The 22,873-nt window shown below is 63.6% G+C and carries 22 protein-coding genes; 12 read left to right on the plus strand and 10 right to left on the minus strand.

Annotated features, from left to right (window positions below):
• Nucleotides 1–26 precede the first annotated feature (26 nt).
• From R6254_RS05235 to R6254_RS05265, 7 genes are read right to left on the minus strand one after another with little or no spacing between them, the layout of a single operon-like run.
• A complete protein-coding gene (locus R6254_RS05235; protein WP_318404966.1) occupies nucleotides 27–1,040 on the minus strand; it encodes an ATP-binding cassette domain-containing protein in 1,014 nt (337 codons plus the stop codon).
• A complete protein-coding gene (locus R6254_RS05240; protein ID WP_318404967.1) occupies nucleotides 1,037–2,098 on the minus strand; it encodes a FecCD family ABC transporter permease in 1,062 nt (353 codons plus the stop codon). The genes R6254_RS05235 and R6254_RS05240 overlap by 4 nt, the downstream gene beginning before the upstream one ends.
• On the minus strand, nucleotides 2,095–2,490 hold the full coding sequence (locus R6254_RS05245) for a VOC family protein (RefSeq protein WP_318404969.1): 396 nt from the start codon (nucleotides 2,488–2,490) through the stop codon (nucleotides 2,095–2,097). Before R6254_RS05245 ends, R6254_RS05240 begins: the two co-directional genes overlap by 4 nt.
• The gene (locus R6254_RS05250; RefSeq protein WP_412103106.1) at nucleotides 2,487–3,401 is read right to left on the minus strand and encodes a heme/hemin ABC transporter substrate-binding protein; all 915 of its coding nucleotides are present in this window, start codon (nucleotides 3,399–3,401) and stop codon (nucleotides 2,487–2,489) included. Before R6254_RS05250 ends, R6254_RS05245 begins: the two co-directional genes overlap by 4 nt.
• A 24-nt stretch (nucleotides 3,402–3,425) precedes the next feature.
• Complete coding sequence (locus R6254_RS05255) at nucleotides 3,426–4,565, minus strand: hemin-degrading factor (protein WP_318404970.1); 1,140 nt, start codon at nucleotides 4,563–4,565, stop codon at nucleotides 3,426–3,428.
• Nucleotides 4,562–4,684 (minus strand): hypothetical protein, encoded by a 123-nt coding sequence (locus R6254_RS05260; protein WP_318404972.1) that lies wholly within the window; start codon nucleotides 4,682–4,684, stop codon nucleotides 4,562–4,564. Before R6254_RS05260 ends, R6254_RS05255 begins: the two co-directional genes overlap by 4 nt.
• A gap of 39 nt (nucleotides 4,685–4,723) precedes the next feature.
• Nucleotides 4,724–6,988 (minus strand): TonB-dependent hemoglobin/transferrin/lactoferrin family receptor, encoded by a 2,265-nt coding sequence (locus R6254_RS05265; RefSeq protein WP_318404974.1) that lies wholly within the window; start codon nucleotides 6,986–6,988, stop codon nucleotides 4,724–4,726.
• 241 nt (nucleotides 6,989–7,229) lie between these two features.
• Here R6254_RS05265 and ahpC point away from each other — a divergent pair, with 241 nt between their 5' ends.
• The 3 genes from ahpC to bfr all read left to right on the plus strand — a co-directional run bounded on the left by ahpC (nucleotide 7,230) and on the right by bfr (nucleotide 10,127).
• Nucleotides 7,230–7,793, plus strand: coding sequence for an alkyl hydroperoxide reductase subunit C (ahpC, locus tag R6254_RS05270; protein ID WP_318404976.1), 564 nt, complete (start codon nucleotides 7,230–7,232; stop codon nucleotides 7,791–7,793).
• A gap of 79 nt (nucleotides 7,794–7,872) precedes the next feature.
• Nucleotides 7,873–9,432, plus strand: a complete 1,560-nt coding sequence (gene ahpF / locus R6254_RS05275; protein WP_318404978.1) for an alkyl hydroperoxide reductase subunit F — start codon at nucleotides 7,873–7,875, stop codon at nucleotides 9,430–9,432.
• Nucleotides 9,433–9,650: 218 nt separating this feature from the next.
• Nucleotides 9,651–10,127, plus strand: coding sequence for a bacterioferritin (gene bfr, locus R6254_RS05280; protein ID WP_318404979.1), 477 nt, complete (start codon nucleotides 9,651–9,653; stop codon nucleotides 10,125–10,127).
• Nucleotides 10,128–10,201: 74 nt separating this feature from the next.
• Here the strand turns inward: bfr and R6254_RS05285 are convergent, their stop codons facing one another.
• From R6254_RS05285 to R6254_RS05295, 3 genes are all read right to left on the minus strand, one after another.
• Nucleotides 10,202–12,664: a TonB-dependent siderophore receptor gene (locus R6254_RS05285; RefSeq protein ID WP_318404980.1), complete on the minus strand. Its 2,463-nt coding sequence runs from the start codon at nucleotides 12,662–12,664 to the stop codon at nucleotides 10,202–10,204.
• Between the two features lie 92 nt (nucleotides 12,665–12,756).
• A complete protein-coding gene (locus R6254_RS05290) occupies nucleotides 12,757–13,791 on the minus strand; it encodes a FecR family protein (protein ID WP_318404982.1) in 1,035 nt (344 codons plus the stop codon).
• Complete coding sequence (locus tag R6254_RS05295) at nucleotides 13,782–14,300, minus strand: sigma-70 family RNA polymerase sigma factor (protein WP_318404984.1); 519 nt, start codon at nucleotides 14,298–14,300, stop codon at nucleotides 13,782–13,784. Before R6254_RS05295 ends, R6254_RS05290 begins: the two co-directional genes overlap by 10 nt.
• Between R6254_RS05295 and R6254_RS05300 the strand changes: the two genes are divergently transcribed.
• The 9 genes from R6254_RS05300 (at nucleotide 14,299) to R6254_RS05340 (ending at nucleotide 22,670) form a co-directional block, all read left to right on the plus strand.
• Nucleotides 14,299–14,460 carry a hypothetical protein gene (locus R6254_RS05300; protein ID WP_318404986.1) on the plus strand — a complete coding sequence of 54 codons (162 nt, stop codon included), beginning with the start codon at nucleotides 14,299–14,301 and terminating at the stop codon, nucleotides 14,458–14,460. The genes R6254_RS05295 and R6254_RS05300 overlap by 2 nt on opposite strands.
• Nucleotides 14,461–14,734: 274 nt before the next feature.
• Entirely contained in the window at nucleotides 14,735–16,924 is a 2,190-nt protein-coding gene (locus R6254_RS05305) for a TonB-dependent siderophore receptor (protein WP_318404988.1), read from the plus strand.
• Between the two features lie 38 nt (nucleotides 16,925–16,962).
• Complete coding sequence (locus tag R6254_RS05310; protein WP_318404991.1) at nucleotides 16,963–17,706, plus strand: DUF4198 domain-containing protein; 744 nt, start codon at nucleotides 16,963–16,965, stop codon at nucleotides 17,704–17,706.
• Nucleotides 17,707–17,748: 42 nt separating this feature from the next.
• Nucleotides 17,749–18,054 carry a DUF3649 domain-containing protein gene (locus R6254_RS05315; protein ID WP_318405217.1) on the plus strand — a complete coding sequence of 102 codons (306 nt, stop codon included), beginning with the start codon at nucleotides 17,749–17,751 and terminating at the stop codon, nucleotides 18,052–18,054.
• A complete protein-coding gene (locus R6254_RS05320) occupies nucleotides 18,051–19,676 on the plus strand; it encodes a PepSY-associated TM helix domain-containing protein (protein ID WP_318404992.1) in 1,626 nt (541 codons plus the stop codon). The genes R6254_RS05315 and R6254_RS05320 overlap by 4 nt, the downstream gene beginning before the upstream one ends.
• The gene (locus R6254_RS05325; protein ID WP_318404994.1) at nucleotides 19,673–20,029 is read left to right on the plus strand and encodes a DUF3325 domain-containing protein; all 357 of its coding nucleotides are present in this window, start codon (nucleotides 19,673–19,675) and stop codon (nucleotides 20,027–20,029) included. The genes R6254_RS05320 and R6254_RS05325 overlap by 4 nt, the downstream gene beginning before the upstream one ends.
• 135 nt (nucleotides 20,030–20,164) lie before the next feature.
• Complete coding sequence (locus R6254_RS05330) at nucleotides 20,165–20,461, plus strand: FeoA family protein (RefSeq protein ID WP_318404995.1); 297 nt, start codon at nucleotides 20,165–20,167, stop codon at nucleotides 20,459–20,461.
• A complete protein-coding gene (feoB, locus tag R6254_RS05335; protein WP_318404996.1) occupies nucleotides 20,458–22,413 on the plus strand; it encodes a ferrous iron transport protein B in 1,956 nt (651 codons plus the stop codon). The genes R6254_RS05330 and feoB overlap by 4 nt, the downstream gene beginning before the upstream one ends.
• Entirely contained in the window at nucleotides 22,410–22,670 is a 261-nt protein-coding gene (locus tag R6254_RS05340) for a DUF6587 family protein (protein ID WP_318404997.1), read from the plus strand. The genes feoB and R6254_RS05340 overlap by 4 nt, the downstream gene beginning before the upstream one ends.
• The last annotated feature ends 203 nt before the right edge of the window (nucleotides 22,671–22,873 follow it).

The raw sequence follows: 22,873 nt of genomic DNA on the forward strand, positions 1-22,873 counted from the left end.
TTCTGGGCTGGAGGCCTATTTTCCTCTCAAACAGGCTCAAACACGTACTGAAGGCGATGATCCGAGCCGCCGTGGTTCGGCACAGCCTGCGCATACACGCCCCAGACTTTCTCAATACACGCAGCACTCAAGACCTCGGGGGTGATGCCGCTGGCCACCACCTGCCCGCCCTGCAACACCACGCAGCGGTCGCTGTAACGCAGCGCCAGGTTCAGGTCGTGCAACACCGCCACCACACCCACACCTTGCTGGCAGGCCCAGTCACGCGCAAGTTGCAGCATGCGGTGCTGGTGCTGCAGGTCCAGAGCGGCAGTAGGTTCATCGAGTAGAAGCCAACGGGAAAGCTGGCCCCCACGTTCGCTCACTGCGTGTAACTCTCTGCCCCCCGAGGGGGTGTGTTTTTTCTTGGGGCGGCCCGGCGGAAAAATGAGGCCCCCACGTTCGCTCACTGCGTGTAACTCTCTGCCCCCCGAGGGGGTGTGTTTTTCCTTGGGGCGGCCCGGCGGAAAAACCGGGCCCCCACCTTCGGCCACCGGCTCCCAAACCTGCGCCAGCGCGCGCGCCAGATGTGCCCTCGCCTTTTCGCCGCCCGAAAGTGTGTTGATCGCACGCTCCGCCAGATGATCGACCTGGGTGGCCTGCATGGCCTGCAACACAATCGCGGCTTCGTGCCGGCTCGGCTGGCGGCGGTGCGGGTAACGGCCCAACTCCACCACCTCGCGCACCGAGAACTCAAAAGCAACTTGGGTTTCCTGCGCCACACAGGCGCGCACACGTGCCAATTCCCCAGGCGCATGCGCCGCCAGTTTTTTCCCGGCCAGGCAGACCTCGCCGCTGCTGGGCTGGCGCTGACCGCTCAGCACCGCCATCAGGGTGGATTTGCCGGCACCGTTGGGGCCGAGGATGGCCGTGACCTGGCCCGCTGAAAATTGCGCTGATGCAGCCTGCAACAAGGTCTTGCCCGGCAACGCTACCACCACCTCCATGGCTTCGAGCCGGCCGGTCAGCGCTGAAAAATCGGTCAAGGTACGCGCGTTCATAGCCGACCCTTGAAGTGGCGCAGCAAGAGCAGGAAAAACGGCACACCCACAAACGCAGTCAATACCCCCAGCGGCAACTCGGCCGGCTGGACGGCGGTGCGCGCCACACTGTCGGCCGCCAGCACCAGTGCCGCGCCCAGCAGGGCCGAACCCGGCAACACAATGCGGTGGTCGGGCCCTGCGAGCAGGCGCACACAATGCGGCGCCATCAGGCCGATAAAACCGATGATGCCGGTGGTCGCCGTCACGGCCCCGACCGCCAGCGCCGTGACCAGCACGGCAAAACGTTTGACCCGTTCCACCGGCACACCCAGCAAAGCCGCCTGCGCCTCGCCCAGCGCAATCGCATTCAGGGGTTTCGCCAGGGTCAGGCCGGCGCAGACTGCCGCGCCCACCACGGAAAAGACCAGGGCCACGGCGCTCCAGCGCGCCCCGCCCAGGCTGCCCAGCAGCCAGAACTGGATGTTGCGCAACTGCTCGTCGCTGGCCAGAAAAGTCAGATAACCCAGGCCCGCGCCGGCCAGCGCATTGACGGCAATACCTGCCAGCAACATCAGGCCGACACGTGTGGCGCCGTCCTGCTGCGACAAGGCATAGACCAGCAATGTCACGCCCAGGCTGCCAACAAACGCGCTCAAGACCAGCGTCCAACTGCCCAGGGTACGCGGCATGTCCGGAAACCACAGACTGCCCAGCACAATCGTCACCCCCGCCGCCAGCGCCGCACCGCTGCTGACGCCAATCAGGCCGGGATCGGCCAGCGGGTTGCGAAACAGGCCTTGCATCAGCGCGCCGGACAAGCCCAGCGCCGCACCGGCGGCGACGCCCAGCAATAGCCGCGGCAGGCGGATGTTCATGAAAACCAGGTGTTCGGCTGAAGGCTGGGGGCTGCCCGCCAGCAGGTCCATCAGCACAGTCCACAGCTGAAAAGGACTGATGGCGTAAGCACCACGGGCGCTACCAGCTATAAAACTAATAGCAAGCAAGACCACACCCAGACTCAGCACGGCCCGCGCCGACCAGCGCCGGCGTTCGCCCAGCGGCAAAACGGCCCTCATGCGCGCGCCTGACGCAGCACAGGCTGCAGGGCCGGTTGGACCAGCAACAAGCGGTTGCCGTCGCAGTCGCTCAGGCCCCACTCCGTGCCCCAGGCCTGCTCCACCAAAGTCTGCGGCGCCCGGCCCGGCGCCGATACCAGCGCCAGTTGCCATGGCTGCAAACAGTCCACCACCAGGCGACAAGTTTGCGCCCGGGCTTTCATGTCGGCGCGGCGCTGCCAGAGCTGCAAGGTTAACGTTTCACGCACCAGCACGGCCATCACACCAGGCACGTACTGCCTGGGCGTAAAACCCCAGCTGCCCTGGTAAAAAGCCAGCGTGCGCGCCAGGTCGGCGCCAGGCAACACGGCCGGTGCCGGCCCACACAACACTTCCGTCATGGCCAGTTTCATGCCGTGACTTTCAGGGCCGCCTGGTGCAATTCACCCACGGCCAGCGGCAGGCGCGGGCCAAAACCGATCAGATAGAGAGCGTCCAAAGCAACCAGCGCACGGCGTTGGTAGGCCGGGGTCAGTTCCAGGCCGGGGCGTGACCAGAATTTTTCCAGCCCGCCACTGGCCTCTATGCCCTGGGTGGTGGTGACAATCAGGTCGGGCGCGGCGGCCACCAGGGCTTCGGCGGTCATGGGCCGGTAGCCGCTGAAAGGCTGGGCCTGGCCAGCGCCGGCCAGCGCGTTGTCCAGGCCCGCGTAGCGGAGCATGGCATGTGCGGCGGTTTTGTCGCCGGCCACCTGCGGGCTGGCCGAATGCGAGAGGATAAAAATCGCCCGGGGCCGGCGGCCGCTTTTGCGCGCGACACTCGCCAACACCTCGGCCCACTGCGCGTCCAGTCTGGCTTGCAGCGCCGCCGCCTGCGCACTGCGCCCTGTCGCCCGCCCCACCACCGCGACCTTGCGCTGCACCTCGGCCCAGCTGTGGTCGGCCTCCACCAGTTCCACCTGGACCCCGGCGCTGCGCACCTGGTCCATCACCACCGCGGGGCCGGCTTCGCTGGTGCCAATCAAGGCATCGGGCCTGAGCGACAACAGGCCTTCGGCGGACAGCGCGCGCATGTAACCCACCTTGGGCGTGCGCAAGGCCGCCGCCGGGAACAGGCTGGTGGTGTCAGTCCCGACCAGTTGTTGCTCGGCGCCCAGCGCGTAGACGACTTCGGTCAGGGAGCCGTTCACCGACACGATGCGCGGCGACTTCGGGGCTGTCCGGGCCCACACAGCAGGCGCAGACAAGGCGCAAGCGGTGGAAGCCGCCGGGAGTGAAAAAAGACGCAAGGCGTCGCGCCGGCGCAGCAGGTAGGAGATGGTCACGGGAGCCTTTGGAAGGTGAAGTTTTCATGCGGTGTGTGGGGCATGCAGCCGCGGCAAACGCGCCGCGATGTCGCGCCAGGCCTGTTGTTCGGGCGCGCCGGGTTTGCGGCTGCCAAAAAACATGGCCATCAGGTCGCCGGCTTCATCAAACACTTCCACCGAGGTCACCACACCGTCGGCCGTCGGTTTTTGCACAATCCAGGCCGTGGCGATCATGTCTTCACGCAGGTGCAAATTGAAACCCGCATCCAGCACATTGAGCCACTGCGCGGTTGGCGTGACCAGCGGTTCTATGCGTTTGACCGGGCCGCTGTGGATCTGGATACAGCCGCTGCTGCTGACAAACACCATGATGGATGTGGCATCCATGGCGGCTTCGTCTAGCAGTTGGCGTACCACGCCCCGCTCGGCGCGTTCGGTAAAGTGCCCTTGCACCAGACGGAAAGCCTGCTGGCGCTCTGCACCAAACTTGTGGATCAAGCCAAAAAACTGGTGGGTGTCCGTCATCTCGCGCCAGCCTTGCAGCAAGCCTGCGGCGTCAATATCGGCGTCGGGCGGGATGGCCGGCTTCAGCGGGGCCGGTGTGAAGGTGTAGCTTTTGTCCGCATCGCTGAACTGGTTAACGATGTCATTGAACGCTTCACGGTCGGTTTCCGGCCGCACATAAATCTTGTGCACGGCCACGCCATGCGCATCAAAAAACTGAAGGCTTTGCGAAGGCGGATTTTTCGCGTCGTTGGCCGGTTCGGTCACGGCAAACCCTGCGTGCCAGCGGCTGAAAAACAGGCGCAGGTCAATGGCTTCGCCCAGGGCCAGGCCCATGTGGCCGGTGGCCGTGATGTTTTCATACACACCCGTTTTTTCGTGCACGGTGGACTGGTTGCGCGTCAAGGCCATCAGCGGGCCACAGAGTTGCAAAGCCTGCAACAGCTCGACCCAGAGGCCTTGCAAAGGCATGGCCTGGAGGGCATGGTCATGCGCGCCGGCATGGGCCGCGATAGCCTCGCCTTCACTCACGCCCAGGCTTTCGGCGGCGTCCTTGGCGCGTTTGCCGGCACTGCGGGCAGCGCTGAAACGTTCACGCAGGCGGGCCGCATTCCCGGCCAGCGCGCCAGGCAGGGCCTCCAGCACAGGCCGCGTCGAGGATTGGAGTACAGCGCTCATTGCAACACCTCCGGCGCGGCATGCATGGCTGGGTTGCCAAGCACACCGTGTGCCTGGTCGCGCTGGACATCGGGGTCGTTGATGCCGTGGTCGGGTAAATGGGTCGTGGAATGGGTCATGGACAGGCCTTTCATGAAGACAGGTGAAACAAGGCAGGATCAGAAATCAGCCACCAGCGACACATTGAAGTGCCGGCCCGGCTGGGTGTAAGCGTCTATGGCGGCCGCGTTGACGGCCTGGCCGCGCACGTCGGACCAGTTCCAGTACTTTTTGTCGGTCAGATTGACGATGCTGGCGTTGAGGCGCAGTTTTTTGTTGATGCGCCACTGGCCACTGAGGTCCAGCGTGGTGGCTGCCGGCACGACAAACTGGGTCGCCGGGGCTTTCACATACACATCGCTGGCCTTTTTGCCCGAATGCCGGCTGGCGTCCAGGCGCACATCCCAGACCGCCGTGGCGTATTTCACGCCAACATGAAGTTTGGCCGGGTCAATGGAGTTGAGCGGCCGGCCCGTGGCCCTGTCCTTGCCGCGGGTCTCGCCATAACTGAAGGGGGTGCTGAGCCGGCCGTCGGCCAGCTTGCCCCAGTCCATCGCGCCCTTGATTTCAAAACCGCTGATGGTGGCGTTGCCGACGTTGATCGACTGGAACACCGTCGGGTTGCCAAAGACACCGGCGCCGCCCACGGTGGCGTTGTCTTCAATCAGGTTGTTAAAGCGGCCGGTGAAAGCTGCCACATCCAGCGTCAAGGCATTCAGGCGGCCACGCACGCCGACTTCAAAGTTCTTGCTTTTTTCGGGTTTCAGGTCGGGGTTGGAAATGGTCTTGTAAAACTGGTTGACGTTTTCAAAAAAACCATTGAGCTGGCCCGCATTGGGCGCGCGAAAACCACTGGCGTAGTTGCCGAACACGCTCCACTCCGGCGTGGCCCGAAACAACACACCGAGCTTGGGGGACACCGCCGAGCCCGACAGCGAAGCCGCCCGCGCGGTGAACCCGGCCTGGCTGGCGTCCAGCTTGAAACGGTCGACCCGCACACCCGGCGTGATGCTCCAGTGGTCGCTGATGAATTCATCCTGCACGTAAATCGCGCTGCTGGACTCGGTGGTGTCCGGAAAACGCTTGAGCGGGAAGGTTTCCGGCGGCGTGGGCCCGATACCGGTTTGCAGGTTAATGATGTCGGCCCGCACGTAATCAAAGCCGTAGGTGATTTTTTGCGCCCAGTCGGGCGTCAGGCGGATGGTCTTGTCGGCCTGGATGCCAGCCTGCAGGGTCCGCTCGTCATACGTCATGTCGCGCACCCGGTCCGCGGCGGTGTTGCGGTCTTCGTAGGTGTATTGGCGCGACGCGGCTTCCTGGTAACTCAAGACCGTCTGCAGGTTGTCGGCCAGCAGGCTGTCCACCTTGTAACGTGCATCCCAGGTCAGGCGGGTGCGCTCGGCGGTGGTCAGCGCATTGCCTTTGAGCACCGAGGCCGCCACCAGCGGCGGTTTGGCGCGTGTGGTCAGCAAGTCGTAGTCGGATTTTTTCTCCACACGCTCCAGCGTCAGCACATGTTTCTGGGCGCTGCTGGGTTTCAGCACCACCTTGGCCAGCAAGGCGTTGCCGCGATCGGACTGCGGGTTGGGCCGGGTGCGGTCCACGTTGGCGGCGGCGTTGGTGCCCATGTTGTCCAGCGCCTTGCCGCGGTTTTGCGAGGCCGACACCAGCCACTCCAGCGACTCGTTGGCGCGCCCGGCGAGCGTGGCGCCCAAGGTCACACCCTCGTTGTCGCCGCTGTAACCGATGGAGGCCCGCCCGCCCAGGTTTTTGCCCTCGGTCAAAAAGTCGGCCGGCTCGTGGGTGATGAAGTTGACCAGCCCGGCCAGGCCGTCCGAGCCGTACAAGACGGACGCGGGGCCACGCACAATTTCAATGCGTTTGAGCAGATCGACGGAAAAAGAATCTCGCCCAAAGGCATAACTGCTGAACACATAACTGCGCGGCGCGCGTATGCCGTCCACCAGCAGCAACACCCGGTTGCCGTCCAGGCCGCGGATGTTGAAACCCGCATTGCCGTCGCGCCCGTCGCCGCTGCCGCCTATCAGGCCGAAACGTGCCGGAGCGCGTTTGACCGAGACATTGGGCAGGTTTTTGGCCGCATCGCGGATGTCGCGAATCTGCCCTTGCTCGATATCGGTCGCGTTGATCACGTCCATGGACATGGGCAACTCGTCCATGGCTTGTTCGTGGCGGGAGCCGCTGACCACCACTTCCTGCAAGGCCTTGGCGGCCACCAGTTGCACCACCGGTTGCGCCTGAACCGTCAGCACAGCGCCGCAGGCCAGGGCCGTGAGCAAGGGGAGCTTGCGCAGGGCAAACGGAAGTGGGGAAAAAGATGCGGGACGGACCGACAGAGCTGCCGGGAAGATGAATGCTGCCACGTTGACGCCTTAAAACAGTTGAAAACAACCGCTGGCTGCAAACACCGGGCAAAAATTCCGGCTTAGTGGCTAGCTGAAAAACAAGTGGCTCGACTATATACGAATAATTCTCATTTAGAATGAATGATGATAGTCATAGTGCATGGATTTGATTGATTCAATTAATTTGATTAATCACGCATCAGCCCTTAAGCTATCTCCTGTCCTTAACTTTTTATCAACTCCAATAGAGGAAACCTGCATGTCCCTGATCAATACCCAAGTCCAACCGTTCAAAACCCAAGCTTTCCACAACGGCAAGTTCATCGAGGTTTCTGACGAAACGCTCAAGGGCAAATGGTCGGTCCTGATTTTCATGCCAGCGGCATTCACCTTCAATTGCCCGACCGAAGTCGAAGATGCTGCCGACAACTACGCCGAATTCCAAAAGGCAGAGGCAGAGGTCTACATCGTGACCACCGACACCCACTTCTCCCACAAGGTGTGGCACGAAACCTCGCCCGCCGTCGGCAAGGCCAAGTTCCCGCTGGTGGGTGACCCTACCCATACCTTGACCAACGCCTTTGGCGTGCACATCCCGGAAGAAGGCCTGGCCCTGCGCGGCACCTTTGTGATCAACCCGGATGGCATCATCAAGACCGCCGAAGTGCACTCCAACGAGATTGCCCGCGACGTCAAGGAAACCCTGCGCAAGCTCAAGGCAGCTCAGTACACCGCGGCGCATCCTGGCCAGGTCTGCCCCGCCAAGTGGAACGACGGCGCCAAGACCATCGCTCCGTCGATTGATCTGGTCGGCAAGATCTAAGCAGCGTTAGCTCCTAAGCCCGGGCGCTGCTGCAGCCCCGGGCTTTTTTGTTCCCTAATTTGACGAAAGTGAGTCCACCATGCTCGATGCAAACACCAAAGCCCAATTAAAAAGCTACCTCGAACGCGCCACGCAGCCGATTGAAATCGTTGCCTCGCTCGACGACAGCCCGGCCTCGGGTGAGCTGCAGTCGCTGCTCAAGGACGTCACCGATTGCTCGCCCCTGGTCAGCGTCACGGAAAGCCGTGATGACAATCAGCGCAAGCCCTCTTTCTCCATCAATCGCCCCGGTGAAAACCACGGCCCGCGTTTTGCCGGCCTGCCCATGGGCCACGAATTCACCTCGCTGATCCTGGCCTTGCTCCAGGTCGGCGGTTACCCCCCCAAGGTCGACGACGCCGTGCTGGAACAAATTCGCGCGCTGGACGGCGACTTCGACTTCGAGATCTACGTCTCGCTGACCTGCCACAACTGCCCCGATGTGGTCCAGGCGCTGAACCTGATGGCGGTGCAGAACCCGCGCATCAAGGCCACCATGATTGAGGGATCGCTGTTCCAGGACGAGGTCAAGGAACGCCAGATCATGGCCGTGCCCACCATCTTCCTGAATGGCACCGAGTTCGGCCAGGGCCGCATGAGCCTGGAAGAAATTCTGGCCAAAATCGATACCAGCGGTGTCGAACGCGAAGCCAAAAAAATCGCCGCCAAAGACCCGTTCGACGTGTTGATCGTCGGTGGCGGGCCCGCAGGTGCGGCTGCCGCCGTATACGCCGCACGCAAAGGCATTCGCACCGGCATCGCCTGCGAGCGTTTTGGCGGTCAGGTGATGGATACCATGGGCATTGAGAACTTCATTTCGGTCAAAAAAACCGAAGGGCCAAAGTTTGCGCTGGCGCTTGAAGAACATGTGCGCGACTACGAGGTCGACATCATGAATTTGCAGCGCGCCAAGGCGCTGATCCTCGGCCCGGACCTGATCGAAATCCAGCTGAAAAGCGGCGCGTCGCTGAAAAGCAAGACCGTCATCCTCTCCACCGGTGCACGCTGGCGCAACATCAACGTGCCCGGCGAGCAGGCGTTTAAAAACAAGGGTGTGGCCTATTGCCCGCACTGTGACGGTCCGCTGTTCAAGGGCAAACGGGTGGCCGTGATTGGCGGCGGCAACTCCGGCGTCGAAGCCGCGATCGACCTGGCCGGCATCGTCGGCCATGTGACGCTGATCGAGTTCGACACCGCGCTGCGCGCCGATGCGGTGCTGCAGCGCAAGCTCAAGAGCCTGAAAAATGTCGACGTGTTCACCAACGCGCAGACCACAGAGATCACCGGCGACCAAAAGGTCAACGGCCTGGTCTACAAGGACCGCGCAACGGGCGAATTGAAGAAGGTGGAACTGGAAGGTGTGTTTATCCAGATCGGTCTGGTGCCTAACACCGACTGGCTCAAAGGTGTGGTCGAGTTGTCCAAACACGGCGAGATCATCGTCGACGCGCGTGGCCAGACCTCGGTACCCGGCGTTTTCGCCGCGGGCGATGCCACCACCGTGCCCTTCAAGCAAATCATCATCGCGGCCGGTGATGGCGCCAAAGCCGCTTTGGGTGCTTTTGACCACCTGATCCGCAGCAGCGCACCCGCGAACTGACAGGCCAGCCCCGCCGGCCCGCCGGCCCGCCGGCCCGCCGGCCCGCCACCCGCCACCCGCCACCCGCGAGCCGCGAGCCGGCGGCTGCGTGATGCAGCGCAATGCGAACAGTTATCACAATCACACGCAAGCAGACCGCGCCAGTGGGGGAATGCTTGAATTGAGGCGCACGCAGGGGGACAATCGCCCGATCACAACATAACGATAAAGGGAATCCCATGAAAGGCGACGCACAAGTCATTGCCCACTTGCAGGCTCAGCTCAAAAACGAGTTGACCGCCATTAACCAGTACTTCCTGCACTACCGCATGTACAAGCACTGGGGCCTGGACAAGCTGGCCAAGAAGGAATACGAGGAGTCCATCGGCGAGATGAAACACGCCGACAAACTGATGGACCGCATCTTCATGCTGGACGGCCTGCCCAATCTGCAGGACCTGGGCAAGCTGATGATCGGCGAAGATGTGCCGGAAGCCCTGAAGTGCGACCTGGCCGCCGAAACCGGCGCGCAAGCCACCATCAAGGACGGCATTGCCCATTGCGAGTCCGTGCGTGACTATGTCTCACGCGATTTGCTGCAAGGCATTCTGGACGACACCGAAGAACACATCGACTTTCTGGAAACCCAGATTGACCTGATCGGCAGGGTCGGCCTGCAGAATTACCTGCAAAGCCAGATGGGCGAGCTGAGCTGAGTCGCCTCAACCGCTTCCCGCACCCGGCCCGCCAACATGGCGGGCCGTTTCGTTTCCATCTGTGTCTGGACAGTTCAGAAGTCGGTGCTGACCGAGAACAGGGCCGTTCTGGGCATGCTTCTCGATAGGAAACCGCCGCGTATCGCCAGCCAGTGCGACGCGTCGGCCACGTTCTCGACGCTCAGACGAAATACAGTCGGTTTATCGCCTACACGGGTTGCGTATCTAAGCCCCAGGTCATAACTATCGAAGCCGGGAATGCTCTGTGCGTTGTCCGCACTGGCGAACTGGCTGGCGACTTTGGTATACCTGCCCGTCAGGGTGAGGCCCGGCAGGGCCGCGAGGTCCCACTCGCCATTCAGCACCAGACTGTAGTTGGGGATGCCTATGGCTTTTTTGCCATCATTCGTGCCGTTTTGCGTTCTGGCCTGCACCACATCAAACAGGGCCAGCCCCGCGTTCAAGCGGACGCCTTTGCTCACTTCACCGTAAACCGAGAGCTCCAGACCGCGGTTACGCTGCTCGCCGTCGAGAACAAAGACGTTGGCGCTGTTGACGAAGGACACCGGCTGGGCGATCTGGAACAGCGCCGCACTGGCGCCAAATGAGCCTGCGTCATACTTCACCCCGGCTTCGTATTGCTCACCTTTGTAAGGCGCAAAAACCTGGCCCCGGTTGGTGGTGGTGAGCGGGGCGACAGGCCCTTGCGACAGGCCTTCGGCATAGTTTCCGTAAACCGACAAGGCTGGGGTCAACTTGTAGCTGATGCCCGCAGATGGCGCGGTGGCCGATTGTTCGAATCGTTTCGTTTCCACGCCAGCGATGTACTGGCCAATGTCCAGCTTCTGGTAGCGCAGTCCTGCAATCAGGTGCAAACGATCATCCAGCAAATGCATGGAATCCACCACGCTCACGCTGTCCGACGTGGTGTCCTGAAAGCGCAGGAAAGGGCCCGCGACCGGCGGGGTTGGCTGCGCCACCAAAACAGGGTGGTACAAATTATTGGTGAAGGCGCCGCCAATCGGACGGCTCACGCTTTGACCCTGCCCGGTAAAACGCGAATAACCCACCACCACCCGGTGCTTGACTGCACCGGTGTTGAAACGCACGCGCCAACCGGCTTCACTGGCGCGTAGATCCGAGCCCGTGGCAAACAGGCTGGGCTGGGCCGTGAAGTTGCCATTGGCGGCGACGAGGCGGGTTGTGCCGGCGTTCAGGTTGGACTCCCTGAAATTCACACCTCCCATCACCCCAAAAATCGTGGAGTCGGGCGTGAGGTCGTACTCAAGCCGCGTCACAACGGAGGTACTTTCCGTGTCGCTGCTGTCCCAGGCTTGGCTGATGGACTGACTGGTCGGCGGTGGGGCAGGAATCCGGAAACCCGAATTGAACGCGAGGAACTGCGGGAAACCGTCAAATTGGCGGCGGTTGTGCGCGACGTCCACACTGGCACGCAGCTTGTCTCCCGCGTAGTCCAGCGCCATCGATGTGTGATCGGTACCCACCTTTTCTGACGTCACGCCGGTGGAGCCACCGCGGTTTGCCTTGTTGAAGCGCAAACCCCACTGCTTGTCCTCGCCGAACCGGCGCCCCACATCCAGATGTCCGCCCACCTGGCCCTGCGATGACCCCGACAGGGTAAACCGGGTCAACGGTACATCGGTTCCCCGCTTGGGAACCAGGTTGATGGTGCCGCCATTGGTTGTGCTGTTCGGGCCGATGCCGTTCAGAAGCGCGCTGGGGCCCTTGAGCACTTCCACCCGCTCGAATTGCTCCACCGCAATACGCCTGGTATCGACAACAGCAAAGGTTTCATTGAAGGAAATGTCTGCGCTAAGTAAAAACAGGCCGCGCAGGAAAAACACGTCTACCGCGTTGCTTTCCGAGTTGGTCGAACGCACCGCCGGATCGACCGCCAGCACGTCCACCAGTCGCCTGGCCTGCACATCGCGCGCGGCCTGTTCGGTGTAAGCGCTGATGGCGAAGGGCGCGTCCAGCAATTCCGTGTTGCCCAAAGCCCCCAGCCGCGCGCCTTTGGCGACCTGCCCCCCGGGAAATGGCTTGTACAGCATGTTGGGGTCGCGCGAACCTTCGACCGTGACCATGGCCAAACTCTTGACCTCGTCCGCCATCAGCGACGCGTTGCCTGCGGCTCGCAAGCCATAAGTCCCTGGCCCCTGCGCCACGGCGATGAGACCGCTGCCGGCCAGCAGCGCTGCAAAGCCCTCGGCCACGCTGTAATTGCCCGCCAGCGCCGGCGCCTTTTTGCCGCTGACCAGCACAGGGTTGAACGACAGCGTGACACCGGCCTGGCGCGAGAAGGCATTGAGCGCGTCTTCCAGGGGGGCGCTGGGCAGCTTGTAGGTTTTGCGGGCTGAGGTGGCTGCACTGGCGCTGGACGCTTGGACCGATGGGTCGGGCAGGGCCGGGGCAGCAGCGGCAGCCGACACGAGCGCGCCGTGGACGACAAACGCATGAATCAGCAGCGCAAGGGGGCGGCGAGTGGGCAGGCGACGCTGCAGGAGCTTGGTGGACATGGCAGTTGGTTTCACAAAGGTTCGGTTATAGGGTTGCTTTCCCATGCTTGCCGAACGAACTCTGCAAAACCCGTAAATCTGCCGCAAACGCCCTAAAGAAGCGCGATCATCGGCTGCCCGTTCCCCGTGGCGCCGATCTGCACCGGCAGCGTTGCCGCCAGTGCGTCCAGCGCGCGGGCGATGGCGTGCGGGCCGTCGAGCTGGAAGACACCCGACACACGCAGGGCTGCTGCATTGGGCTCGCAGTACACGGCTTCGCCGTGGTGGCGCGACAAGGCTGCCGCAAAGGCGTCAAGTCGCATTTGTTTGGCCACCAGGACACCGTCCAGCCAGGCGGTGGGATCGGATTCGGGCTGCAGCACGCGTGTGATGGGCGCGGCGCCCTGCCCGTCCATGCGGTAGGTTTCACCGGCCTGCGCCAGCACCGGTGCCTTGCCTTTTAGGTGAATGGCAACGCTTCCGTGGCGCACATGGAGTTGGGTAGCGGCCGACAGGTCTTGCCGCACGGCAAAGGCGGTGCCCATGGCCTGCATGCGTGCCTGCGCCGTCTGCACCCAGAACGGGCGCTTGCCAGCCAGGGCATCGGTGTCGGCACCGGTGGCGATGAAAATTTCGCCTTCACGCAGCACCAACAGGCGCTGCAGGGGCGTAAAGACCACATCCACCGCCGTGTGTGTATTGAGTTGTAGCCGGGTACCGTCTGCCAGCACCAGCTGGCGCCGCTCACCGGATGGGCTGGCATAACTTGTTTCGTGTCGCCATGAGGCCATGCGCGCCGCCAGCACCGCTGAAACCGCACCCAGCGCGCCCACACCCAGCAATGTGAGGGCACGCCGACGCGACGCGGGCTGGCCGGTGGCCTGTGCGGCTGCGTCCAGCGTCTGGCGGGCGGTGCGTGCGCCGTCAGCGGGGACGGCGCAAAAGGCCTGTTCCACCGCCTGGACCTGACGCCAGGCCTGTTCGTGGAGAGGGCTGGCGCAGCGCCAGACGGCGCAGGCCTGGCGTTCGGCCTCACCCGCGGCGCCGGACTGCAGGCGAACGGCCCACAACACGGCCTGGTCTATGGCGCCTGCCGCGCCGCTCGGCAGCCCGGCACGCCGGCCGGAGGAGATGGCGCTCAGTTCCATGGCAATTCTGCCCGCATGGCGACGCAGTGCCGCAGGGCGGCGGCCATGTGCTTCTCGACCGTGCTCAGGCTCACGCCCATCTGCCGGGCGATTTCAAGATAGCCCAGCCCGTCGAGCCGCGACAACAGCAAGACGGTGCGCGCCTTGGGATGCAGGCCATCGAGCATGGCGCCAATGCGGGCCAGGCAATCCATCAGCATGGCCTGGGTTTCGGCGCTGGGGTGGCTGCTTTCAGGCTGGCAGGCCAGGGCTTCGAGGTAGGCGCGCTCCAGAGCCTTGCGCCGTGCCTGATCGACCGCCAGGCCATGCGCAATGGTGGTGAGCCAGGCACGCGGCTCGCGCACTTGGGTCAGTTCATGCGGCTGGCCGAGCACGCGCACAAAAGTATCGTGGCTGAGGTCTGCCGCGTTATGCGGGCAGCCCAGCTTGCGGCGCAGCCAGCCCAATAACCAGTGGTGGTGCTCAAGGTAGAGCGCGCTGACAGCTTGCGTTTGTGTGGCAACGGACATGCAAATAACCTGGCAAAGCAATCGTGAAGGAAACCGATGGCTCACGCAGGTCGTCTGGCGCTGGCTAAATGAGAATTATTACCAATTACAAGCCGGGTTGCAAGCGATGGCGCGGCAGTTTGCGCTTGATTCAGGAATAAAAACGCTTCTGAATAAATAGCAAACTGTTGATTGAATGCAAGGCCAATGGCATTTTTAATGCCCGAGGTTTAGATAAACCCCCTGCATACCCAAGACCACAGCCAGGACAGCTGCAGCCTGCGCGGGTACCGCGTCCCAAGCAGGGAGCAATGCAAAGCCAGGTGAGCGACGTCAGCAAAAGCAGCCCCAACAAACGCGAATAGTTCTCATTTGTGGATTAAGATAGGTAACCCCGCCAGCCTGCACCCCCGTGGTGAAGCCAGCCAGCAACCTGCTTGTGCCTGTGTTTCACCATGCTTTATTCGCCTCCCGTTTCACGATCAAATCGACCTCTAGCTCCCGTCCCATGGACGCGAGCAGCTACTCATTTTGTAGCGCTTTGCACCCTGAGCCCGCTGACCCTGTGTCTCGCGCAAGGCGCAGCAGCGCCAACCCTGCCGGCCATCACGGTCAAGGAAGGCACGGCCCAGGAGACCGCCACCGGCCCGGTCATCGGCTTTGTGGCCAAACGCGGCGCCACCGCCACCAAGACCGACACACCGCTGATTGAAACGCCGCAGTCGATCTCGGTCATCACCCGCGACCGTCTCGAGGCGCAGGGCGGCCTGACCATCAACCAGGCCGTGGGCTACAGCGCCGGCGTGACCTCCAACTCTTTCGACAACCGCCGCGACAGCATCAGCGTGCGGGGCGGCACCACGGCGCAATACCTGGACGGTTTGCAACGTGTCGTCGGCTTTGACAACATCACACGGGCGGACCCGTTCACGCTGGAGCGGGTCGAGCTGCTGCGCGGCCCATCGTCGGTGCTCTACGGCCAGGGCGGCGTCGGCGGCGTGGTTAATCTCGTGTCCAAGCGGCCGCAGGCCGAACCCATCCGCGAGCTGCAGTTGCAATCGGGCAGCTTCGGGCATCAGCAAATCGGGCTGGACTTCACAGGCCCCTTGAATGCCGATGCCACCTGGCTGTATCGGCTGGTGGCCGTCGGCCGCGACAGCGGTTCGCAGGTCAACCACGTGCCCGACGACCGTGTTGTGTTTGCGCCATCGCTGACCTGGGCGCCCAGCGCCGCGACCTCGCTGGCCCTGCAAGCCACACACCAGAAAGACAAAAGCGGCTCCCTCATCGGTTTTTTTCCGTGGCAGGGCACACTGCTGCCCTCGCCGTTCGGGCAGATCCCCACCAGCACTTTCACCGGCGAGCCCGGCTTCGACGCCTTCATCGCCGAGCAAAACGCGCTGGGTTATCTGTTCAGCCACCGCGTCAACGACCACTGGACCGTGCGCCAGAATTTTCGCCATTCACAAAGCGAGGTCGACTACCGCAGCGCCTACACCAGTTTTACCGCGGACCCGGCCACCGGTCGGCCGGCCCGGCCGGTGTTCAATGCCGACAAGCGCACCGTCAACCGCGACCTGATCCAGCAATTCAACCAGTTGCGCAGCACGCAGCTCGACACGCAGGCAGAAGGCCACTTCGGCAGCGGCGCCGTGCGCCACACCTTGCTTCTGGGCATGGACGCGCAGCAGGTGTTAACGCAACAAAGCACAGGGCGGGGAACAGCCGCGCCGCTAGACCTCTACAACCCGGTGTACGGCCACTACACGCCGCCGCGGGCATTGACCGCCCAGCCGGACACCGAGCTGCACCAGGCCGGCATCTACCTGCAGGACCAGATCAAGTTCGGCGAACGCTGGGTCGCCCTGCTGGGCCTGCGCCATGACCGCGCCAAATCGCAGGTGCAAAACCGCCCGGCTTCCGGCTCCGAGGACAGCGCCACCACCAAACGCGCGGGCCTGGTCTACCTGGCAGGCGGCGGCTGGGCGCCCTACCTGAGTTATTCCGAGTCCTTCCTTCCCCTGGCCGGCGCCAACGTCTACGCCCAGGCCTACACGCCGCAACGCGGCAAGCAGTGGGAAGCCGGCGTGAAATGGGAGCCTGCCAACCGCAACATCTCCACCACCGCCGCGATTTACGACCTGCGCGAAAGCAACCGCAAGACCAGCGACCCGGCCAACCCGCTGAACAGCCTGCAGATCGGCGAGGTGCATGTCAAAGGCCTGGAACTCGAAGCCGTCGGCAGCCTGGGCCGCCGCTGGGACTGGACCGCCGCCTACACCTACACCGATGCACGGATCTCGCGCAGCAACGGCGCCGACGAGGGCAAACGCCTGGCCGGCGTGCCTGCGCACAGTGTGTCGGCCTGGCTCTCGCACCGTTTTGCCATCGCCGGCCAACCCGGTTTCTCGGCCGGCGCAGGTGTGCGTTACGTGGGTTCGTCCTTGGATGGACTGGACCAGTTGAAGGTCCCCGCCGTCACCTTGCTGGACGCCGTTTTTGGCTACACCCGCGGCCCCTGGCACTACATGCTCAACATCAAAAACCTGACGGACAAAGTGCAGCTCGCCAGTTGCATCGCACGCGGCGACTGCTTCTACGGCCAGCGCCGCACCGCTGTCGCCAGCGTGCGTTACACGTTTTGAAATCGCCCCTTTCCTCCCTGTTGATCAAGAAAGAACTTATGAAACTTCACGCCCGTCTTATTGCCGTCAGCCTGTTCACATGGTTGGGCCTGCACGGCGCTGCCTGGTCACACCATGTCTGGCTGGAGCAGGACGCCAATGGCGCCACGCTTTATTTCGGCGAGTTCGGCGAGAACCTGCGCGAAACTACGCCTGGACTCCTCGACAAGTTCGTTGCGCCCACGGCGCAGCGCATCAGCGCTTCTGCCGTCCAGGCGCTGAACGTGACCAAAACTGCCAAAGGTTTTGTACTGTCGGGCGGCGCGGCCAAAGGGGAGTCCCTGGTGGCTGAAGACCTGCGTTATCCGATCTCCGAACGCAAGGACGGCGACCAGCTGGTACGCAGCATTTACGTGCCCGCGGCCCGCCTGGTCAACACCTTCGACAAACAAAAACCTCAACTCGCGCTCGACCTCGTGCCCACCGGCATCAAGGGCAAGGACGGCGTGGAGTTGCAGGTGTTCTACAAGGGCCAGCCCCTGCCCAGAGCCAAGGTCGAGGTCGTCACCCCCCTGGGCTGGGGCAAGGAATTACGCGGCGACGACCAGGGCCGCATCCTGCTCAGCCTGCCATGGAAAGGCAGTTATGTGCTGGAAGTCAAACATGCCGACAACAGCGGCGGCGAACGCGGTGCCGAAAAGTATGACCGCGCCAGTTATGTGACCTCGCTCACGCTTACCCAGGTGCAAGGCCTGCCCGCCCTGCCCTCCGCCCCCGCAGCCGCGCCGAACAAGCTGAACTGAGAAATGAAACGCCTCCTGAGCACACATCTGGGCACACGACGCATGCAGCCGCGCTGCTCGGCCAAGGCCGGCTACCGGCTGGCCGTGGCGTCGCGCGTACTGGCGGCCATCGCCGGCGGTTACGCACTGTCGGCCCTGGCCTCCGCAGCGCTGGCCCTCTACCTGCCAGGCACACGCGCGGAAGCGGCCCTCACCGCCAACATGGCCGCTTTTGTCATTTACACCGGCGCGGTGATGGGGGTGTTCGCGGCACGCACCGCCGCGCGGGCCTGGCAGGGCCTGCTGCTCGCGGCCCTGCTGCCGGGCGCCCTGCTGGCGCGGCATTTTTGGGGCGGAGGCGCGGCATGAGAGAAGGTTTTCGCCAGTCCATGGCCTGGCTGCACACCTGGAGCGGCCTGCTGGTCGGCTGGGTCTTGTTCCTGGTGTTCGCGGCCGGCACCGCTTCGTATTTCAGGGACGAGATCACCGTCTGGATGACGCCCGAGCTGCACTTGACCGGCTTGTCTGTGCCAGCACAACCCGAGGTGGCGCAACGCGCTGTTACCACCCTGCAGGCGCTGGCACCGGCCAGCCCGCGCTGGTTCATCAAGCTGCCCACCGAGCGCGAGCCCGGCGTGCGTGTCACCTGGCTGCGCCCGCCGCCGTCCCCGGGCGACAAACCCGCTACCGGTTCCCGGCGTTTTGAAAACGCCAGCCTGGACCCGGGCACCGGGCAAGTGCTGGCAGCCGCGCGCGACACCCACGGCGGCGAGTTTTTCTACCGCCTGCATTTCGACCTGCACTACATGCCGGCCGTCTGGGCGCGCTGGTTGGTTGGTTTTTGCACCATGTTCATGCTGGTGGCCATCGTCAGCGGCATCGTCACGCACAAACGTATCTTTGCCGACTTCTTCACCTTTCGGCCGAAAAAAGGGCAGCGCAGCTGGCTGGACGCGCACAACGCGGTCGCCGTGCTGGCCCTGCCCTATCACCTGATGATCACCTACACCGGGCTGATCACGCTGATGTTCATGTACATGCCCTGGGGGCCGCAGGTCGCCTACAAGGGCGATCAAACCGCTTTTTTTGCCGAAGTCCAGCCAGCCGTCGGGCCGCGTGACCCCAAGCCTGCCGGCAAACCGGCGACGCTGACGCCCATCGCGCCCCTGGTCGTCCAGGCCAGCGGACACTGGGGCGGCGCAGCCGTCGGGCGCATCACGGTGAACAACCCCAACGACGCCCATGCCACCATCAGCCTGCAGCGCCAGGAGGGGCGCAACATGTCCTCATCGCAGTCAGTCATGATTTTCAACGGGGTGAACGGCGCACTGCTGTCCACCAGCGGGGACAGCGAAGGCCCAGCCATGCAAACACGCGGCGTCCTCTACGGCCTGCACCTGGGGCGTTTTGCCGACCCGCTGCTGCGCGCCCTGTTTTTCTTATGCGGGCTGGCCGGCTGCGTGATGGTGGCTACCGGCCTGCTGCTGTGGTCGGTCAAGGAACGGCAGAAATATGCCAAGGCCCTGGCCCAAGGCGGCCGCGTGGGCTGGGGCCTGCGCCTGGTTGATGGCCTGAACATCGGCACGGTGGCCGGTGTGCCCATGGCCATGGCCGTGTACTTCTGGGCCAATCGTCTCTTGCCCCTCAACATGGCCGAACGGCCACAGGCCGAGATCAACAGCTTCTTCATCGCCTGGGGCATGGCCACGCTGGCCGGACTGGCTTGGCCCAAGCGCCGCATGTGGCAGGTGCAACTCGCCTTGGGTGGCGCGCTGTTTGCCGGCGTGCCGCTGCTCAATGTACTGACCACCGCCACCCACCTGGGTGTGGCCATCCCGGCCGGGCTCTGGGCCGTGGCCGGGTTTGACCTCACCTGCGTTGGCCTGGGTGCGGCGCTGCTGCTTTGCGCCTGGTGGCTGGGCCGGCGCAGCCCGGCGCGCCGGACCCAAGGCGCGGCCAGCGCTCGCCTGGCCCAGGAGCCGGCGCTGTGAACGCCTGGCCTCTGGTTCTGAGCGCCTGGTGCATGGCGTTTTCAGGCTTTGCCGCACTGGGCCTGGCCATGGACCGCCACCATGACGACAGCTATGGCCGCGGCACATCGCCCGGCGCGCGTCGGCCCTGGCTACGCGGCGCCGGTACGCTGGGCCTGCTGCTGTCGCTGGCGGCCTGCCTGGCGCTGAAAGGGCCTGCGCAAGGCTGGGTGCTTTGGTTCGGCATGCTCACGGCCGGGGCGCTGGGTGTGGTGGGCCTGCTCAGTTATGCGCCGCGACTGGCCACGCCGCTGGCGGCAACAGCAAGTGCCCTGGCCGCACTGGCGGCCGTGCTGGCCCCTGTCGCGACCTGAATCGACGCGTTCCAAGCCCCGTCTTTACCTGATGTTGACACGGTAGGGATACGGTGTTTCATCTACAATGTAAATAATAATGATTCTCATAAAGAGTGGCATGCAGAGCCGACCGGCCATGCCCGAACCCGCCCTATGACCCCTGCCGCGATTCCGACTTCTCCAGCCCCGTCCACAGACACTTTGTTGCTCGCCGATCTGGCGCCGAACCGGGTGACTACCATCCTCGGCCTGACGGCAGCCCAGGGCGAAGACGAAGCCTCGGGTTTGCTGCAGCGACTGGCCGAACTCGGCTTCATGGCCGGCGAAACCGTCAGCGTGTTGCGGCGCGGCCCGGGCGGCCGGGAGCCGATTGCGGTCCAGGTCGGCGACACGGTGTTTGCCCTGCGCCGTCATGAAGCCCGTTGTATCCAGGTGAAGGTGCCCGCATGAGCGCCGCCGCCCACTCCGCCACCAGCGCCGCCTTGCCGCGTATTGCCCTGGTCGGCAACCCCAACTGCGGCAAGACCGCGCTGTTCAACCTGCTCACCGGTGCGCGCCAGAAAGTGGCCAATTACGCCGGCGTGACGGTCGAACGCAAAGAAGGCCATACCCGCCTGCCCGACGGCCGCGAGTTGACCGTGATGGACTTGCCCGGCGCCTACAGCCTGAACCCGGCCACCGCCGACGAAACCATCACGCATGACGTGGTGATGGGTCTGCGCAGCGGCGAACGTCGGCCCGACGGCATCATCGCCGTGGTCGACGCCACCAACCTGCGCATGAACCTGCGCCTGGTGTTGCAGTTGCGCGCCTTGGGCCAGCCCATGGTGCTGGCGCTGAACATGATGGACGTGGCGCGTGCACGCGGCCTGCAAATCAACATAGACAGGCTGTCGACCGAACTCGGCATGCCGGTGGTGGAAACCGTCGCGGTGCAAAGCACCTGGCGCGGCAAGGAACACAGCAATGGGCGCGACGCCTTGCTGCAGGCGGCCCAACAGGCCTTTTATGCCCAGCCGCAGGCAGATCACGAAGGTTTTAGGCCTCCAGCCCAGACCCCACCTGCGCAAGCAGCTATTAAAAACATAGCGACTGAGCCGCAGGATGCGGCCGCGCTGCAAGTCCAGGTGCGCGCCATCCTGGCGGCGGCGGTGCCCAACGCCGGCCAGGTCAAACGTTTCAACCACCGCATCGACGCCATCGTGATGCATCCGGTCTACGGCCTGTTGTTGCTGGCCACCGTGTTGTTCCTGATTTTCCAGGCGGTGTTTGCCTGGGCCAATCTGCCCATGGACCTGATCAAGGACGGCGTGGCCGCGGTCGGCACGCTGATCCAGGACAACATGGTGCCCGGCCTGCTGCAAAGCCTGCTGGTCGACGGCATCGTCGCCGGCGTCGGCGGCGTGCTGGTGTTTTTGCCGCAGATCGTGATCCTGTTTTTCTTCATCCTGATGCTGGAAGACTCCGGCTACCTGCCGCGCGCTGCCTTTTTGCTGGACAACGTGATGGGCAAGGTTGGGCTGTCGGGCCGCGCCTTCATTCCGCTGCTGTCGAGTTTTGCCTGCGCGATTCCCGGCATCATGGCCACACGCACCATTCCGCACTGGCGCGACCGGCTGGCCACCATCATGATTGCGCCGTTGATGACCTGCTCGGCCCGGCTGCCGCTGTATGCGTTGCTGATAGGTGCGTTTATTCCCGAGCGCGACATCGGCTTCTTCAACCTGCAAGGCCTGACCCTGTTTGCCTTGTATTTGCTCGGCATCGTGTCGGCCATGGCCGTGGCCTGGGTCTTCAAACGCACCTGGGCCAAAACCAGCTACCAGCCTTTGATGCTGGAGCTACCGCCCTACCGCGTGCCGAACCTGCGCAACCTGGTGCAAGGCCTGTGGCAACGGGTGCAGATTTTCATGCAGCGTGTGGGCACGATTATTTTTGCGCTGATGGTGGTTTTGTGGTTTTTGTCCACCTTCCCCGGCCCGCCCGACGGCGCGACCGGGCCGGCGATCCAGTACAGCTTTGCCGGCATGATCGGCAAGGCACTCGAAGTGATTTTTGCGCCCATCGGTTTCAACTGGCAAATCTCCATCGCCCTGGTGCCCGGCATGGCCGCGCGTGAAGTCGCCGTCGGCGCACTCGGCACCGTCTATTCGCTGTCGGCCACCGGCGACGATGCCGCCGTGGCACTGGCGCCGCTGATCGCGCAGAGCTGGTCCATCGCCACCGCCTACTCGCTGCTGGCCTGGTATGTGTTTGCGCCGCAATGTATCTCGACCCTGGCCGTGGTCAAACGCGAAACCAACTCCTGGCGCTACCCGCTGCTGATGGCCGCCTACCTGTTTGCGCTGGCCTATGCCGCCTCGTTTGTCACCTACCGCGTCGTGCTGGCGCTCACCACATGATGACCATCCCCCTGCAATCCCTGGTGGTCTACGTCGTGGTCGCCTTGTGCGCGGTCTACAGCGTATGGATGTTCCTGCCGGCCAGCCTGAAGCGGCGTATCGCCACGGTCTTGATGGCCAGGTCCAGCCGCCTGCATTCCTCACGCGCGTTGCAGGCGCTGGCGCAAAAACAAGGCGGCTGCGGGTCGGGTTGTGACAGCTGCGGCCCTGCCAAGCCGGTGCGGGAACACAAGATCCAGCTGTTCCGGCGCCGTTGAGCATCGCGGGTAGTCAAAGCCCCCGACGCCGACCGGCTTGAAGCACCTTCACGGGTTCAGCGGCGTCGCAAAGACATGCAAGACGCATGACGGCAAGGCAGCGTGCAAACGCCGGCGCTCGTCTCTTGCGCACCCAAACATGGGCTCGGCCTCAAGTGCGGATGGGTTTTGCTTTTTTGCAACACCCATCAAAGAACTTAGTG

This window comes from Polaromonas potterensis, from assembly GCF_033446725.1.
In the GTDB taxonomy this organism is placed as follows: Bacteria; Pseudomonadota; Gammaproteobacteria; order Burkholderiales; family Burkholderiaceae_C; genus Polaromonas.

Excerpts from the sequence above, each read along its gene's own strand:
- R6254_RS05235 (WP_318404966.1), bottom strand. The coding sequence starts at position 1,040 with ATGAACGCGCGTACCTTGACCGATTTTTCAGCGCTGACCGGCCGGCTC.
- R6254_RS05240 (WP_318404967.1), bottom strand. The coding sequence starts at position 2,098 with ATGAGGGCCGTTTTGCCGCTGGGCGAACGCCGGCGCTGGTCGGCGCGG.
- R6254_RS05245 (WP_318404969.1), bottom strand. The coding sequence starts at position 2,490 with ATGAAACTGGCCATGACGGAAGTGTTGTGTGGGCCGGCACCGGCCGTG.
- R6254_RS05255 (WP_318404970.1), bottom strand. The coding sequence starts at position 4,565 with ATGAGCGCTGTACTCCAATCCTCGACGCGGCCTGTGCTGGAGGCCCTG.
- R6254_RS05260 (WP_318404972.1), bottom strand. The coding sequence starts at position 4,684 with ATGACCCATTCCACGACCCATTTACCCGACCACGGCATCAACGACCCC.
- ahpC (WP_318404976.1), top strand. The coding sequence starts at position 7,230 with ATGTCCCTGATCAATACCCAAGTCCAACCGTTCAAAACCCAAGCTTTC.
- ahpF (WP_318404978.1), top strand. The coding sequence starts at position 7,873 with ATGCTCGATGCAAACACCAAAGCCCAATTAAAAAGCTACCTCGAACGC.
- bfr (WP_318404979.1), top strand. The coding sequence starts at position 9,651 with ATGAAAGGCGACGCACAAGTCATTGCCCACTTGCAGGCTCAGCTCAAA.
- R6254_RS05285 (WP_318404980.1), bottom strand. The coding sequence starts at position 12,664 with ATGTCCACCAAGCTCCTGCAGCGTCGCCTGCCCACTCGCCGCCCCCTT.
- R6254_RS05290 (WP_318404982.1), bottom strand. The coding sequence starts at position 13,791 with ATGGAACTGAGCGCCATCTCCTCCGGCCGGCGTGCCGGGCTGCCGAGC.
- R6254_RS05300 (WP_318404986.1), top strand. The coding sequence starts at position 14,299 with ATGCAAATAACCTGGCAAAGCAATCGTGAAGGAAACCGATGGCTCACG.
- R6254_RS05295 (WP_318404984.1), bottom strand. The coding sequence starts at position 14,300 with ATGTCCGTTGCCACACAAACGCAAGCTGTCAGCGCGCTCTACCTTGAG.
- R6254_RS05305 (WP_318404988.1), top strand. The coding sequence starts at position 14,735 with ATGCTTTATTCGCCTCCCGTTTCACGATCAAATCGACCTCTAGCTCCC.
- R6254_RS05310 (WP_318404991.1), top strand. The coding sequence starts at position 16,963 with ATGAAACTTCACGCCCGTCTTATTGCCGTCAGCCTGTTCACATGGTTG.
- R6254_RS05315 (WP_318405217.1), top strand. The coding sequence starts at position 17,749 with ATGCAGCCGCGCTGCTCGGCCAAGGCCGGCTACCGGCTGGCCGTGGCG.
- R6254_RS05320 (WP_318404992.1), top strand. The coding sequence starts at position 18,051 with ATGAGAGAAGGTTTTCGCCAGTCCATGGCCTGGCTGCACACCTGGAGC.
- R6254_RS05330 (WP_318404995.1), top strand. The coding sequence starts at position 20,165 with ATGACCCCTGCCGCGATTCCGACTTCTCCAGCCCCGTCCACAGACACT.
- feoB (WP_318404996.1), top strand. The coding sequence starts at position 20,458 with ATGAGCGCCGCCGCCCACTCCGCCACCAGCGCCGCCTTGCCGCGTATT.
- R6254_RS05340 (WP_318404997.1), top strand. The coding sequence starts at position 22,410 with ATGATGACCATCCCCCTGCAATCCCTGGTGGTCTACGTCGTGGTCGCC.